This is a genomic window from Defluviitalea raffinosedens (assembly GCF_016908775.1).
Lineage (GTDB): Bacteria > Bacillota > Clostridia > Lachnospirales > Defluviitaleaceae > Defluviitalea > Defluviitalea raffinosedens.
Window position 1 is genome coordinate 1 of record NZ_JAFBEP010000011.1, and the last position, 14,859, is coordinate 14,859.

The following is a 14,859-nucleotide window of genomic DNA, read 5'->3' on the forward strand; positions in this document are numbered from 1 at the left end:
CTGAGAAGTATAAAGAATAGTGGCTATATTATATGAGTTATCCCAAAAAGAGGGTTAACCTGCTTTTTAAAAACCGAGAACAAGTTGACACTGACTTTTTTATTTTGTTGATTTTTATATTAAAATATGTATACTAAAGATAACAGCTCCTACGAGCTTATATTAAGCGCAATACAGTAGGCCATTAAAAATACCCACTTAGGTAGTTCGTTCTATCTAAGTGGGTTTCCTATTTAACATGCTGCTAATGTTATCTTAAACTACTTCCCGTATAAAAGCAGTGCCAGATGATTAAGTGCCTTATCCTTCCTGCGGTACACCTGTGCTCTTTCAAGAAACAGCTTCTCTCCGATGTTTGCCACAGCTTCTGTCTTGCTCACATCATTAACAAAAAATTCTGTCAGTATAAACTGTTCTTCCTCCGACAGGGCTTCCCAAGCAGGCTTGAACCACTCCATATATTCTAATGCCCGCCTGTAACGTTCTTTCAACACATCAATCTCGTCAAGGCAAGCAGCAAGGCGTTCTTCGCCGCTTTTGGGGATTGTGTTTGCCCGGAACTCCGGTAATCTTTGCACTATGAGGGCTTGTCATACGGGTTTCAACTTCATATATATCCTCATCACTGTGCTCGATAATGTACTGCATGCTGCTGTAATCTTTCAAAGCTTCAACAGCAGCCGCTTTTTTATCTAAATACTGCCATGCAATCAGCATATCGCACCTCCAAAAAATCAAGATAAAAAACCTTGATCTTTGAAGCAGTGTGCTTTTTTGCATTGCTTTGCAGTGCTTGTTTCCTTGTTCGTTATTGCTTCGTTCCTTGCAGAAGGTCATACTTTTCCAGAATAACCTTCACCTCATCTACCGAATGGACAACCGCTGCCACTCCTCCTGCATTGAGGATTTTCCTTATAGTTGCTTACTGCAGTTTTGTTGTCTTTCCCGATGGGGTTTTTATTTCAAAAGCTATAAACCGTCCATTTACACAGGCAATAATGTCTGGTATCCCCGCTGTCCCGTACATACCACCATGTTCCTTCCAACAGAAACACCCCGGTACTGTCATTAAGTACCGCAGTACTTTAGTCACAATACTTCTTTCAGACATAACCGCTCATCCTCCAAAAATGTTACCTTTTTCCCTCTTATAACCTCGTAACGTCCAAAAAAGGCATCTCATAAATCAGCTTCCCAAGCGCTTTTCAGGATTTTGTTACCTTGTTACCTCTTTTTGGGGTAGGTGTATACACAAATATTTTTATTTTTATATTTTTTAGTCTTAAAAAAGCAATGGTACTTTCGCGCGTATATATAAAGTTGAGGTAACAAAGGTAACATCGGTAACAAGTGGCTATTCATCAGCGTTTCTGGCGTTACCTTTTTGTTACCTTGTTACCTTTTTCAATACTAAAGAGGCTCAATATCTGTGATTTCAAAACCGCTCACATCGCATCGCTCTTTCAGTATTGAGAAATCAAGAGCCCACGCTTTTTTTGTTTCATTCCCGAAACGCATCGTTTTATTGCTCTCTATAAAAAAGTCACTTTGCCTCAATTGCTTCAAAAACTGGTTATATGGAAGACATTCACCAGTGATTGCATAATCGCGTCTGTACTTGGTATAGCGGTCATATACATCACAGAAACGAATCCCGATAACCTTGCCATCTTTATCAAAAGTGTAGTCTTGATTCGGAGCCAGTTTCATCCGGGCCATGATTTCCAGGGTCTGTTCTACAATGGTCTTGTTATTGCTGCCGCCATCCAGCAAGTACTCCTGCACACCGTTTTGAAGATATCGAATACATGCCCCTTTGTTAATGGGAAATACTTCAGCCCACGTTACATTAAGGAATTCACACAGTTTGTTTACTAGGCTCAATCCGGCATAGCAACAGGCGAGATTATTGACGATACGAGATGGAAACTCATCAGATATCTCTGACTTTGCTTCCTCATACCACTTCTCTGCCTCAGCAACCGATACTCTGAGTGCTATATCCAGCAGGCTCCGACCGAAGCTGCCAAGCAGATCCGCTTTTGCACACAGCTTATAAAATGCTTGTCTATGGCTGGCTGGTTTTAAGTCCTTCTTGCTGAATAGCAATTCTATGCTCCGTTCTCTGATGGCCGCTTCATCCGGCGATTCCTCACCAGCTACAATAATAGGTGCCAACAGTTCATAAGTAACAGCACTTTGATCCGCCCTACCGCGGACACCTTCATGGCCGTCATATGCATCTCGAAGATGGTTGTATAAGGCATTTAGCCTTAACTTATCTATCTTTGAAGGCTTGAACTCATCCATCAACTGCGGTATCAGATTCGATGATGCAGATTCCTTCATCAGTGTAAATGCAGTAACCTGCGTAGCCGCGCGGATTTTGCTGCACGAAAATACCGGCAGAATAACCCGCTCCAATGTATTACTTTTTCCGCTGCCTTGTTCTCCGACAAGCAATAAATGAGGAAACTTGATGCCTGATTTTTTAAGATGCGGTTTAATGAAGCATCCGGCCACCCAGGCCATTACTGATACCGTTTTTATGGGCTCGTTATAGCTGAGGAGCCATTCACCAAGCATAATAAGCTGTTTCTTTGTCAATGGCTCAAAGGTTAGGATATCGGTTGTTATGCTTTTATACTTATCAAGCTGCACGATATTTTCAACAATGTTGCCTCCTGCTTCAATGGCACCATCTTTTGAAACATATACCATCCGCCCGCCATGCTCATAAATCCCAAGAGCCTTGACCCCTGTTTTCCTTACCCACTCCATTTCAGATATATAACCTTTCAGCAGTTCCAAATCTCCTTCTGAGCCAAAATAGCCTAAGGATATTGTCCGGCGGTTCAAGATATTTTTAAATTTTTGGATGTTATTGAAGTCGGTAGTCATAAATGTCTGGCGGTATATTTCATCACGGATTGTAATAAGGTCAGCAGTCATCTGCGTTTCATCTTCCGATACAATCATCTCCACCGGTTGAATGATAAAATTTGTTATAGGATACACACTTTCGCCTCTGGTGCGGTAATACCTGCCCTCATGTTCAAAGATAACTGACTCGCTTTCGCGGCTGTATACGTTCTCTGTAACTTCAATGGCCTTATCCAGTGTCTCCTGCCCATATGTTGCTCCACTTGCATGATGTACCGTATCCCACTTTTCCCGGAATAACCCGGAATTTCTAAACAGCCTGTCCATCTGCTCTTTGTTTTTGCCTGACCAAAAAGCCAGCATACAGCAAAGGGCAAGGTCGGCTTCGGACTGGCTCGGATACCCTGCTTCCTGCCATTTTCCTTCCCATAGCAGATCAAATTCCTTATGGTTTTCGGCTGTACGGGCTTTCTCCAGAATTTCTTCATCTGTAAGCGGCTCTAGCTTACCCACCTTACTGTCTTTCTTGCTTTTTCCTCTCCGTTTTTTACTTTTAATATAATTCTCATGTATCCAGGCCAGTGCCCCGTTATCTTCAGTAATGTAATCAGGAGTCCCTGGCAGTCGCTCGCCAGTCATTGTGAAGTATCTGCTGTGGGCATACATTTCAACGCCGGTTTTAGTGTTTTTATTGCCCTTAGCAGGCATCTCCCCTTTATAGAAAATATGAAGCCCAGTTCCTGAAGGGCTGATTTCCGTATAGGACGGAAACCGCTCAAGGATATCCTTGGCGGTATCGCTTAATTCCCCAGTGTTTTTGTCGCGGCAGTGATCTATGTCTATCCCCACTAAACCTCCGCTTTTTGCGAATACAAAACCTAATCCGGTATAGAGATATTGTTCTTTTGCCGCAATCGCATCGTCAAGGGTCGACCAGTCGTTTGGGTTAGTGCTTGAGGCTTTTCTACCGGTTAAGGGATTGTAAGGGATTTTACTGTCTCTTCCGTCCTTTGTGTTTGGTTCCAGACGCCAGCAGATCCATTGCTTCCGGTTTGCTAATTCTTTAGGGAATGAGATGCTCACTTACACTGCACCTCCTCGCATCGTTCATTAAAATACCGGATCGGAATGCTGCGCTGCTTTGCCTTTTCAATCTCAATGGACATCCCTTTAGTAATTTTTCTGCCAAATACCCACACTTCTGAGCACTTTGACATCAATACCATGCCAAAGTACAAGCCCAGATTTCGCATTTGTTCATCATCGTCGTCCATAAACTGCGGAAACAAGAGGTGCGGAGCAATAGGTATGCAATTCCTGCTCACTGCAAAGCGGCAGTACCCCTGAGCCTTACGGATATTACGTTCTATATCACCAGCATATGGGCTGCAGATAAATACCATCGGTCTGTAAGGCGCTTTCCTGGCCTCTCGCTCAATCCTAAGCAGTGCTTCATAAGGTGTGGGGTCGTAATATCCTTCCGCGTTAAACTTGCTGATACTCATGGTATTACCCCCTGCCTATGCGCTTTTTTGTTCACGTTCGATTACAGGCAATATACCTTTCTTGTTTTTAAGAAGGTCATAGATAAATAGCCTTCCTTTTTGTGTCCAATATGTGTGCATTACGCTTCTTTCTGCATCAATAGCATGAGTCTTGGACTGCGTGTATCCTTGATCGGCGTACTCCTGATATAAAAGCCAGCAGTTTCCCATTTTGTACTGTACTCCAAGATCATGAAGCAGCTTATTGAAAGCGCGGCCAGACATTCCGTAATCCTTGGCAATCTTGCTGATCGGCACAAGGCTTTTATTTTGCAATATGAGATCATAATAGCTCGCTTTGGGCTTCAACTCACTGATAATCTGTTTATTCTTTGCATTCTCTATTTCTAAAGCTTTCCGTCTGTCGCGTTCTGCCTTCAGTTCAGAGAAAATCCTGATACCATACTCCGGATTAGAAATCATATCTTCGATAACTTTATCTGTAGCATAAACTCCATATTTTCTGATCGTGGGCAGCACTTCATCAAAGACCCATCTTTCAAAGCGTTCAGCAGCAGGAAGTTTGCTACGTATAATGAGACGATATAGATTTCCCTCTGTAATATAAGTCCGTTCAACATGCTGTTCAGTCGAGACACCATATTGATTTGTAGTTAAGGTGACCCCGTCGTGTTTCACGACCCCGTCTGGTTTGCAATGGCGTTGTATCGCATCACGAGGGTTACTATATCCTAGCATCCTTGCACAATCCGTTGCAGGAAAGTATTCCTTTCCATCAATAACGAGTACTTTAAGTTCTCCAAATTCTGTATTCTTAAAAACCTGTAAATTAGTCATAATATCAATCCTCCATTTCTTTCATTTCTCCAAAATTTCTTCCTACCGAAGCCTCTGCCACAATAGGTACATCAAATTCAGGGAAGGGTTGTGTTTCCATACACTCTTTTATAAAAACAACTGCTTCGTCCGCCTTGTCTTCCGGTAATTCAAAAACCAGCTCGTCATGTATCTGCAGTATAGGTTTCAGCCAGAGCCTTTCGGGAAGTCCACTGATGATGCGCCCACAGGCAAGCTTTAGAATATCTGCCGCTGTACCTTGAATAGGTGTATTTAATGCGCACCGCTCGGCAAACGACTTCTTGCCCCAATCTGATGACCGAATTCCCAGCAGGTATCTTCGCCTGCCCAGCCATGTTTCTGTATAGCAGCTTACAGCAGCTCGCTTTTTAACCTCATCCTGCCATTTGGCAAGACCGGGGTATCCGGATTTCAAGTTTTGAATGATGGTCTCACATTCGGACAAAGTTGGGTTCAGCCCAGCTTTAAATTTAAGTGTTCTCTGTAAGCCAGTAGGAAACAGGCCATAGAACACACCGAAATTGCAGTTTTTTGCAATGGTCCTGCGCTCTTTATAATGCGGAGCATTTTTGTCTGCTGCCTCTTCAAAAGGAATGCAGTAAATAACAGAAGTGGTCTGAGCATGGATATCACCGCCAGTACGATAGGTTTCCAGCATACGTTTGTCCCTGCAATAAAATGCTCCGACACGTAGTTCTATCTGTGAAAAGTCAAGGGATAAAATAACCTTTCCGTCCGGTGCAATGATAAATTTTCGTACGCCTATTGGGTCATTGTCTTTCTGCGGGCAATTCTGCATATTCGGGTTTCTTGACGCAAATCTGCCTGTCTCTGTCCCCAGCGGCATAAGGTCCGGATGAATCCTGCCGGTATCCTTATCAATAAATCGAAGATACCCGTCTATATAGGTGGATTTGAGTTTTCCCCACTTGCGGTATTCCTGCACCAGTTTAAATAAGCGAACAAGTTCAGGCCTGTTGGATTTACACCATTCTTTTAACAGAATCATGGTTTCATCATCGGCCGCTTCCTGATGTTTTGCGGTCGTTTTCATAACCGGAAGACCGAGATCAGTAAAAAGATATTTTTTAAATGCTGAAGTTGAAGCATTTGCCCCTATTTCTATGTTGCCGATAATTCCGGCAATCTCTTTTCTGATACTGACAATCTTTTCTGCGGCTTCCGCTTGTTTCTTCAGCATGGCTGACTTGTCCACCAATATGCCGTTATACTTCATTATCCCGACATACACAGATGTAGGCGATTCCACCTCTTCCACAATAGTTCTGTGTTTGGATAAGAATCTATCAAACCACTGATTGAAAACATGATACAAGCGAAGAGTGTAGTCGCTGTCTGCACAAGCGTAGCGGATGGTCTTCTCATCCTGAGGGTTCAATTCATCGAAAAACCGACCGTCAGTAACCGTTGAGAATTCTGTCATTTCCGCTTTGCATAGTGCGGGTGCAAGTGTTTTAAGTCCGCTGTCAGCAAGGCTTCTGAACTCCCACTTGCTTTTTAATGTAAGCTGTGATGCTGCAATAGTGTCATAACAAGGCTTTTGAAGGACGATACCTCTTGCGTAAAGGAACATAGACTCAAAAGCTAGGTTATGAGCAACCTTTATTACGTCTTTTGATTCGAACAGCGGTTTTAAATACTCCCATATTGCCTTCTGGTTCTCCGCGTTTTGCCCGCTGCGATGTTTAAGTGGAACATATATTGCAGTCCCTTCTGATACTGAAAAACTGATCCCCGTAATATCTGCTCTATGAGCATCCAAAGCCGCACTTTTATCATTCCTCCATTTATCGCAGGGCGACGTTTCAAAGTCGAAAGCAAATAAGACAGTGTTTTTCAGATACTCTTTTATTTCAGACAGCTTATAAACACATTTGTATCCCATGCGGTTCTCCTTTCCGCCCTATCGGAGATGGAAGTTACTCTCCGATAGGGCCTTTGATCACTTAAGCGGCTCAGTAATTTCACCTGATTCAGGGTCTACATTTATTACCTCTTCACCGGCAGGTTCAGTATCATGGCCGACTCGGGTACTAAATGCTTTGACCTGCTCGGATAGCTTGGATATCAACACATATTCGTCAGCGGTCAGATCCCGATCTACAGCAAACTGAGCCTGGGAATAGGTGATACCGCTTGAATTGGTCGCCTTTTTCAATGAAAAGCGGGTAACAACGCTGTTTGATTTTTTGCCTTTTGAAAGCAGCCTTTTGATGTAGCGGGAAAACTCTTTCAACGATCCAGTAGGCAAAGAGAGTATTAACGGGAAAATTTCTCCTTCACGCAGAACATATATCCTGCGGCGATTTTTGCAAGCTTTGCTGCCGTTTTCCCCTGAACCGAACTGATTATATGGACATTTGGCACAGCTTCCTCCGGGATCTCCTTCACCGGTTACACCATCAAAACTTCCACAATCCGGCGGGTTACTTCCTCCGGTATACTTGTCCTTGTAGTATGCATAAAGTGGATGATGATAAAGAATTACCGCTGAGAACTCTTTGACATTATCCGGTTCTCCTGGATTTTCACCAGGCACTTCGAATACTGTACTGCCTGCGGACGGGATTTTTATGCGTTCAAAAGTCATGTCAAGACCGTCAAGTTCTGATGCCATTGCCTCGTTTAGATTAAAATCAGCGAGCTGAAGAAAACCTGCATTTTCGCTAATAGTTACGAGTTCATTGTTTTTCATGCTTTTATACCTCCGTAAATATGAATTTGAAATGTAATCTATATCATTGTTCTTTGAAACTTTGATCTTAGAACCGTTATTCCTTGAGCATTGATATTGGAGCATTGCTTTCTGAACTTATTTACCTTGCTGCTTTCCGCACAGTTACTGTTGTTTTTTCGAAGACATTCACAAGGCCTTTCAACCAGTCCGGAAGCTCGTCCCCATTCTCCGCAATCTGTTCTTTAACAAATGCCGACAGAGAGTTTGCATTGACTGTTTCATAGATGAGTTCTCCGAAGCCTTTACTGCGCAGAGTATCAAACAGTTCTTCCTTCATGCCTGCGGCAGCACTGGCTCTTGTCGTCGTTGAAAGGCAGAACATTGTTCCTGCTCTTGTGAAGTTTTGCGTCTCACTGCTGATCATCAGCTCAGACAGGCGGTATTCAACATCGTCAATCTCCGCATTTATGCTTTTCAGTTCCTCTTCAACAGCCTTCTTTGCCTCGCGCAGCTCCTTAAGGTGGTCAGCAAGTTCAAACATCGCATTATTGCTCATAGCTTTCACCTCCTTCTGGAGCAAAGGGGTTTGTTCCTTTGCGGTAGTCGTCTATTAGCATTTTTGCAAGATCTGCCTTATTGCGCAGAGCTGTCAGAATTTTTGAGTCTACGGTACCCTTGGCGATAAGGTAGATATATGTGCAGCCGTTCTTCTGTCCAACTCTATGGATGCGGGCTTTTGTCTGCTCAAAATTCGACATGGAGTAATCAAGGGAGTAAAATACCATTGTGCTTGCAGCGGTTAGTGTAATACCGAGTCCAGCGGTTGCAATCTGGCCTACAAACACCATGCAGTCGGGATCACATTGAAACCGGTTTACTTGTTCTTGGCGATCCTTAGTCGCACCATAAATACACGCATAGCCGATGTCCTTCTTCTCCAGCATCCTGCATATGGCATGGATTTCAGGAATAAACCTCGCTATGACAACCAGCTTATGCCCTTCTTGAATGCTGCTTTCAAGGATATCCTCAAGAGCTTTCAGTTTGGCATCACTAACTTGCTCGATTTTCCCGCCGTCATCGCTTCCGATGAATCCGCCGGTTAATTGCGAAAGACGAAGCAAGCGTGTCAGTATGTTTGTAGCTGTTACTTCTCCTGCTGACAGCTCAGTATAGCTTTGTTTGACAAGCTCTTTATATTTCTTTAAAGTGACAGGCTCAAGCTCAATATGGCGAATAATATCGGTGGTTTCCGGCAAATCCAGACACTCCGCTTTGGTCGCCCGGAATGCAATGCTGTGAATCCTTTTCATCAAATCCTGTTCCATTGATTTTTTCAGCACTGGCGTATGGTTGCCATAGCCAACCATGTTGAAATACCGGTTTCGGAATGCATAGAAGCTATTTCCAAAGATACGAGGATCAAGAAACTTGTACTGGCTGAATACATCTATGGCTTTGTTGGTTATAACCGTTCCTGTCAGTAGGAGCCGATACTGGGCAAGTAAGCCCAACCGGTGCATTGCCTTTGAAACCGCTGTATTATGTGTTTTAATTTTGTGTCCTTCATCAGCAATGATAATGTCAGGATGCCAGTTTGCCAGTTCCTTTTCCATTCTCCATGCAGATTCGTAGTTGATTACCACTACATGGACACCTTCGCCAGTTAAAAATCTTAGTTGTTGGATTTTCTTTTGAATCGTGCCATTAAGGACTATAAGCTGATATGGGAAATTTGCGAACCGTTTAAACTCGTCTTCCCACACTCCCAGAATGGAAAGCGGCGCAACTATTAGCACACGTTTTATTCTTCCTGCAGCAAGCAATGCTCCTATAATGGCGATTGAGACAAGAGTTTTCCCAGTGCTGGTCAGCCCATTTCCATCAGGAGCGCTGCACCCCATCCGGAAATGGCAGAAACACCACCACCCTTCAGAAGTTCGAATAGACTGCAGATGAAATTGAAAGCACGAATCTGATGCTTGTATGGTCTGCCCTTTATGGGCATTGGAATTATTTGCTGCACTTTTGCATTGCTCATTGAGTCTTGCATCTTATATCCTCCATCCTTCAATTTTGAGGGTTGGCCAACTCTCTGACTCAATGCTACTCGAATTGTTAAAGCCTGTCTGGACATCTAAAGTCCATGTTTTGGGCAAAAAAATAGCCATTATGCAGGAAGGTTTTTGCGCCTTTTTTGCATAATGGCTTAAAATCTCATTATAATAGCCGGTTTAAAATATAAAAAGTTGGACTTCCGAAGTCCAACAATTTTTTATCTTATCATTTCTTTATATGCCTTCGCACAAAGAGGGGAAAGTCCCAAGGCTTCCAAAACTTCATTGCATTCATATATTGAATGCCCTCTATACGAATGGATAAGCTTTTTATACGCCAATTGCTGTGGAGTGTTATTGAGAGTATATCCGGCAAGCTTTAATATCTCTTCACTGTATGTAGGGCTTAGCTCCAATCCGATGCAGATTGCCACAACGGTTTCTAAAGTTGGATTGTTAAGTTCATTGTTTTTTATTCTGTCATATGTTTTTCCTGAAAGCAAAGTCTTTTCAATAAAAACAACCTTATTGTAGCCTTTTCTTTTGATATGTCCACATACCGCTTGGGAAAATGTCTGGGTTGTGCGGCTCAAATGCTGACCTTCTTCGACGAATTCTTCGTGAAATTTTTTTAGCTCTTCTGAACGATTAAATACCTCCATATTATGCTTGTCCGGATTAAATGTCGGCACTCTGTTATAATCCGGTGTAGCTTTACGGAACATTATAGAATCGAGGTATACTACAATGTCCATCTTGGAGGCTTTATTTAGTTTTAAATCAAACAGAAGGCAGCATTCATCTACATGCAGTTTTGCATAATCTGTAAGATCAAGGCTTCCATTTTCTAACCTTTTAATATACTTGGAGTCATTAATTACATAATGACCGTCAACATAAATAAAATTGCCGCTGTCTATGATCTTTGCGAATTCCGGATTTGCATAGTATTCAAAAAAGGAATCGCTTAGGCTAATACTGTATGTTTGGTTATTTTGCAACGAGTCTGCCTTAAATGAATAATTGCTGATAAAGTGGTCATTAACGTATGTATATACACCTTCAACTTCCTTATATCCAAGGTCAAGCATCCTTATTTTGGCTGCTATCCTTGACACCTGGAAGAAGTCAGCTAATTCATACACGACATTTTCCATTATATTTAACCTGTCGTGAGTACCAAAAAGGAGCTCATTCTTTTTAATTAGCTCCTCAATCTTTTTGATAGTCGTTGATTTAGGCATAAGGATGCGGGGTGCGATTCCGTTAGCATGCCATTCCATCCAGTCTTCTGGCGTCCATTGCTTTTTGTATTTAGTTGTTTCGTTTACTCTACAGCTTATGAGTAAAGCATCGCTGTTATATGTCTTAACTAACTCATGGTATTTTCTATGCTTATACCAGTGAACACACTCATGAATAATGGTATTGTTCATGCACCCTACGTTTCGCATGAAATACACATTAGGATCCACGAGAATAGTTCCTCTTGAAACTTCCAAAAGCTTATATGTTCTTTCATTTCTGTCGTAATATTCTATCGTACAATCTCCAAAAACTATTTGACCAAATATAGTGAAATGCTTTGTTAACTGGATTTCCTTAACCTTAAGCCCCATTCTTTTCGCTACTTCATCTACCGGAATAGGCACAGGAGTACTTAATGCTTCTGGGAAAAATTCACTTAGAAACTCGGTAGCAACATCGTCAAACTGTTCCTTTTCTATAATTGGCACTAAATATTCAGACAGTCGGCCTATTTTGCTCTCTCTGTACTTGTTGTATATTGAAACAGAGTTGATTTGAAAATTCTGAATTCCGTCATCAAGGTCAGCTCTGCAGGAGATACGGAACCATTGTTCTATACCGTCATTTTCGCGATTCCTTCGTACTGTTTCTGCTATTTCAACTTCGGCTGAAACAATTACATCAAATAAAATACTATTGCCTGGTGAATCGGTTATGTCAATCGTTATAATGTCAAAATCGGATAAAGCCGCTTCATCCGGTGATTGCACACGGTATGAGTTGGATTCCAGCTTATCCGGGTTGTCCTCAATATACTCGGACAATTCGTCAAAGAGTTCATTGTAATACATATTTGCAATAACATCTCTGAACGAGCTGACGCTTGCCATACCGTACCTCCCTAATAACATTTCATCATACAGACCAGATATTTCCTTATGTAAATTATAGCATAAATTGCGAAAAACACAATAATTAATTTGCGAACTCAAATTTTTGTTGTGTTTTAACCAGCTTTATGATATTCTTTATATTACAAGGCGAGGTGACAATTATGGCCGTAAGCTATAAAAAACTCTGGAAGCTCCTTATTGATAAAGATATGAAAAAGAAAGATTTAAGAGAAGCGGCTGGTATTAGTACATCTACAATGGCAAAACTTAGTAAAAACGAAAATGTTAATACAGATATCTTAGTCAAAATATGTAAGGCTCTTAATTGCGATATCGCTGATATTATGGAAATAACTGAGGATTAAACTTTTACATACTTTTTTAGGAGGTATATATAAATGTCAAAATATGCTTCATTAGACGCTAGAACTGAATTAGAACAAACAGTAGCTGAAGATTTTAAGGCTGCTTTTGAAAAAAGAGGATTTACAGTTAAACATAACGGAGGTGTAACTCATGCACCTGCCGGAGTACCTGATATTGAAATGTTTGATGCTAATTTTAATTTTAATATTGAAGTAACCAAACGAGTAGGAGCACAACAAGACGGGGAATTTAACTCAATAAGGGATCATCTTAATTCTTTTAAAAATAATAATACCCAAAAAATGTATATTGTATATTTATATCGCCAAATACGTCTCAAAGAATGATTGATAGCATTAAAGACCATAATCGTCAAAGAGTAATTGAAGGAAATCCTGATTTGAAAATATTACCACTATCATTTGAAACATTAGAGCTGTATTTAGAGCGTTTAGCAAAGAGTGAAGCAGACTTGTATCCAATAAGTAGCCTTATCAATTTGTTTTCAAATTTTAATAGTTTTGTAGATGATTTACGAATAAAAAAACTATTACAACAAATAATTTTCCCTAATGATTTTGATTTTGAGCAAAAAATATTACAAGAAGAAAAAGATAGAGATAGTGAAACCCTTAATAATTTAGTAAAAGACTTAATCAAACTTGAAAATTATATGCGAGAAAATGGCGTTGCTACTGGAGGTGCTGCGATTAATGCATTAATATATCTTGTATTTGTAAAACTATATGAAGAAAAAAGAGAAAGAGAAAATGGAGACCAGAATCGCTTTTCAAATGTTAAATCCTTTGAAAAATATATAAGAAATGTTAGTGGGAGAATACGTAATCAAAAAAGAGCAATACACGAATTGTTTAGATCGATAAAGGATGAAGCGCAATTCGTTGAATCAGGAATGTTCACAAACACTGATAATTTTCCTGATTCTTTGAATGATGACTTTATTATGGAAAAAGTCCTGCCAATATTTAGTCAATATAATTTTCTAGGAACTACTGTAGATGCATTAGGAGCTGTTTATGAAGTTCTGGCCTTAAGATCTGAAAAAGATGTAAAAGTTGGCCAGTTTTTTACTCCTGAAAAAGTAGTAAAATTTATGGTAAAAATGGCTGAGTTAAGTCCAGATGATTATGTCCTTGATCCCGCATGTGGAACTGGGCGGTTTTTGATACACGCGATGGATGATATGATCTCAAAAATAAATGAACCCACAACTACCAAGCGCGATAAAAAGAAGAATAAAATTCAACAAAAACAATTGTTTGGCGCTGATATTGACATGAGAATTGCTAAAATTGCAAAAATGAATATGTGGATACATGGAGATGGAAAATCGAATATCAAAGGTGAGGTTAATGGAATAACACTACATCGTAATATTAAAGGTTTTAATGATGATGTGGGCTGTGATAATAGTTTTGATGTTATTTTAACGAATCCCCCTTTGGGTGAGCTAAACTATCAGACAGCAACTTTTACTGATTTGGGTGATGTAAAAGAACGATTGATGCGCATTCCAATATTGCCAATTAAAAATAAGACTAAAGAAAAAAGAGATACTATTGCACAAAGAATAGAAGTACATAGACGTGAACTTGAAGAAATGATTGATTTAAAAAATAAAGCAGAATTAGATAGAAGTTTAAGCAAAAAAGAGTTAAATTCATTAAAGAGAAAAATTGAAAATAAAATACGAACTATAGAGAATAATCAATCTCAGTTGTCCGAAATAGAATCTCAAATAGCTTCTGGAAATTGTGAAATTGAGGTTACAGGTAATACAATGAAAGGAGGAGCTTTATTTTTAACAGCCATTTGGCACTATTTAAAAAATAATACAGAAAAAAGTGAATTACCAGAATGGCGTGGAGGTAAATTGCTCACCATTTTAGATGAAGGCATTCTTAATACGGACAATTATAAACATGTTCGTGACTATATAAAAACGCACTTTTATATTAAAGCTATAATATCTTTAACTAGAGATGCTTTCGTTCCTGTATCAAAGACTTCAACTAAAACTTCTATTCTCTATGCAATTAAGAAAACAGACCTAACAGCTATACAAAGAGAACCCATATTTTTTGCTCACGTTGATAAAGTTGGGGTTGATACAAAAGGAAAGGAATGTGAAAATCATTTAGATAAAATATTAGAAGAATATTTTGCTTTTAAAATTGCTGTAATTAATTCATATAAAGGACTTGAGTTTAGAAGAGATATTTTTGAATCACTTTATACTGGAGGAAATAAATAATGTATACGACAAATTACTTTTACAGGTATGTAGAAGATCTGTCTACAAGGTTTGACCAACATTTTCTTAATCCTAT

General features: G+C 40.1%; 15 protein-coding genes. 3 read left to right on the forward strand and 12 right to left on the reverse strand.

What is annotated here, in order from left to right:
- Positions 1 to 260: 260 nt before the first annotated feature.
- The 12 genes from JOD07_RS09090 to JOD07_RS09140 form a co-directional block, all read right to left on the reverse strand.
- Positions 261 to 578 (reverse strand): hypothetical protein, encoded by a 318-nt coding sequence (locus JOD07_RS09090; RefSeq protein ID WP_243429291.1) that lies wholly within the window; start codon positions 576 to 578, stop codon positions 261 to 263.
- The gene (locus JOD07_RS15440) at positions 505 to 717 is read right to left on the reverse strand and encodes a hypothetical protein (RefSeq protein ID WP_243429292.1); all 213 of its coding nucleotides are present in this window, start codon (positions 715 to 717) and stop codon (positions 505 to 507) included. Before JOD07_RS15440 ends, JOD07_RS09090 begins: the two co-directional genes overlap by 74 nt.
- 205 nt (positions 718 to 922) lie before the next feature.
- On the reverse strand, positions 923 to 1,111 hold the full coding sequence (locus JOD07_RS15445) for a VRR-NUC domain-containing protein (RefSeq protein ID WP_243429293.1): 189 nt from the start codon (positions 1,109 to 1,111) through the stop codon (positions 923 to 925).
- A 299-nt stretch (positions 1,112 to 1,410) separates the two neighbouring features.
- Positions 1,411 to 3,966: a phage NrS-1 polymerase family protein gene (locus tag JOD07_RS09100; protein ID WP_204613584.1), complete on the reverse strand. Its 2,556-nt coding sequence runs from the start codon at positions 3,964 to 3,966 to the stop codon at positions 1,411 to 1,413.
- Entirely contained in the window at positions 3,963 to 4,388 is a 426-nt protein-coding gene (locus tag JOD07_RS09105) for a DUF7768 domain-containing protein (protein ID WP_011838167.1), read from the reverse strand. Before JOD07_RS09105 ends, JOD07_RS09100 begins: the two co-directional genes overlap by 4 nt.
- A gap of 15 nt (positions 4,389 to 4,403) precedes the next feature.
- On the reverse strand, positions 4,404 to 5,225 hold the full coding sequence (locus JOD07_RS09110; RefSeq protein WP_204613586.1) for a phage antirepressor: 822 nt from the start codon (positions 5,223 to 5,225) through the stop codon (positions 4,404 to 4,406).
- 4 nt (positions 5,226 to 5,229) lie between these two features.
- Positions 5,230 to 7,152, reverse strand: a complete 1,923-nt coding sequence (locus tag JOD07_RS09115; RefSeq protein WP_204613588.1) for a bifunctional 3'-5' exonuclease/DNA polymerase — start codon at positions 7,150 to 7,152, stop codon at positions 5,230 to 5,232.
- Between the two features lie 57 nt (positions 7,153 to 7,209).
- Positions 7,210 to 7,962 carry a hypothetical protein gene (locus JOD07_RS09120; protein WP_204613590.1) on the reverse strand — a complete coding sequence of 251 codons (753 nt, stop codon included), beginning with the start codon at positions 7,960 to 7,962 and terminating at the stop codon, positions 7,210 to 7,212.
- A 121-nt stretch (positions 7,963 to 8,083) separates the two neighbouring features.
- Entirely contained in the window at positions 8,084 to 8,500 is a 417-nt protein-coding gene (locus JOD07_RS09125; RefSeq protein WP_204613592.1) for a gp33 family protein, read from the reverse strand.
- Positions 8,490 to 9,848, reverse strand: a complete 1,359-nt coding sequence (locus tag JOD07_RS09130) for a DEAD/DEAH box helicase (protein ID WP_204613594.1) — start codon at positions 9,846 to 9,848, stop codon at positions 8,490 to 8,492. The genes JOD07_RS09125 and JOD07_RS09130 overlap by 11 nt, the downstream gene beginning before the upstream one ends.
- Positions 9,815 to 9,997, reverse strand: a complete 183-nt coding sequence (locus JOD07_RS09135) for a hypothetical protein (protein WP_204613596.1) — start codon at positions 9,995 to 9,997, stop codon at positions 9,815 to 9,817. Before JOD07_RS09135 ends, JOD07_RS09130 begins: the two co-directional genes overlap by 34 nt.
- Before the next feature lie 222 nt (positions 9,998 to 10,219).
- Positions 10,220 to 12,139, reverse strand: coding sequence for an ImmA/IrrE family metallo-endopeptidase (locus JOD07_RS09140; RefSeq protein ID WP_204613598.1), 1,920 nt, complete (start codon positions 12,137 to 12,139; stop codon positions 10,220 to 10,222).
- A gap of 164 nt (positions 12,140 to 12,303) precedes the next feature.
- Here JOD07_RS09140 and JOD07_RS09145 point away from each other — a divergent pair, with 164 nt between their 5' ends.
- From JOD07_RS09145 to JOD07_RS09155, 3 genes are read left to right on the forward strand one after another with little or no spacing between them, the layout of a single operon-like run.
- Entirely contained in the window at positions 12,304 to 12,507 is a 204-nt protein-coding gene (locus JOD07_RS09145; protein ID WP_204613600.1) for a helix-turn-helix domain-containing protein, read from the forward strand.
- 33 nt (positions 12,508 to 12,540) lie between these two features.
- Positions 12,541 to 12,855, forward strand: a complete 315-nt coding sequence (locus tag JOD07_RS09150; protein ID WP_204613602.1) for an AlwI family type II restriction endonuclease — start codon at positions 12,541 to 12,543, stop codon at positions 12,853 to 12,855.
- Entirely contained in the window at positions 12,852 to 14,783 is a 1,932-nt protein-coding gene (locus JOD07_RS09155) for an HsdM family class I SAM-dependent methyltransferase (protein WP_204613612.1), read from the forward strand. The genes JOD07_RS09150 and JOD07_RS09155 overlap by 4 nt, the downstream gene beginning before the upstream one ends.
- The last annotated feature ends 76 nt before the right edge of the window (positions 14,784 to 14,859 follow it).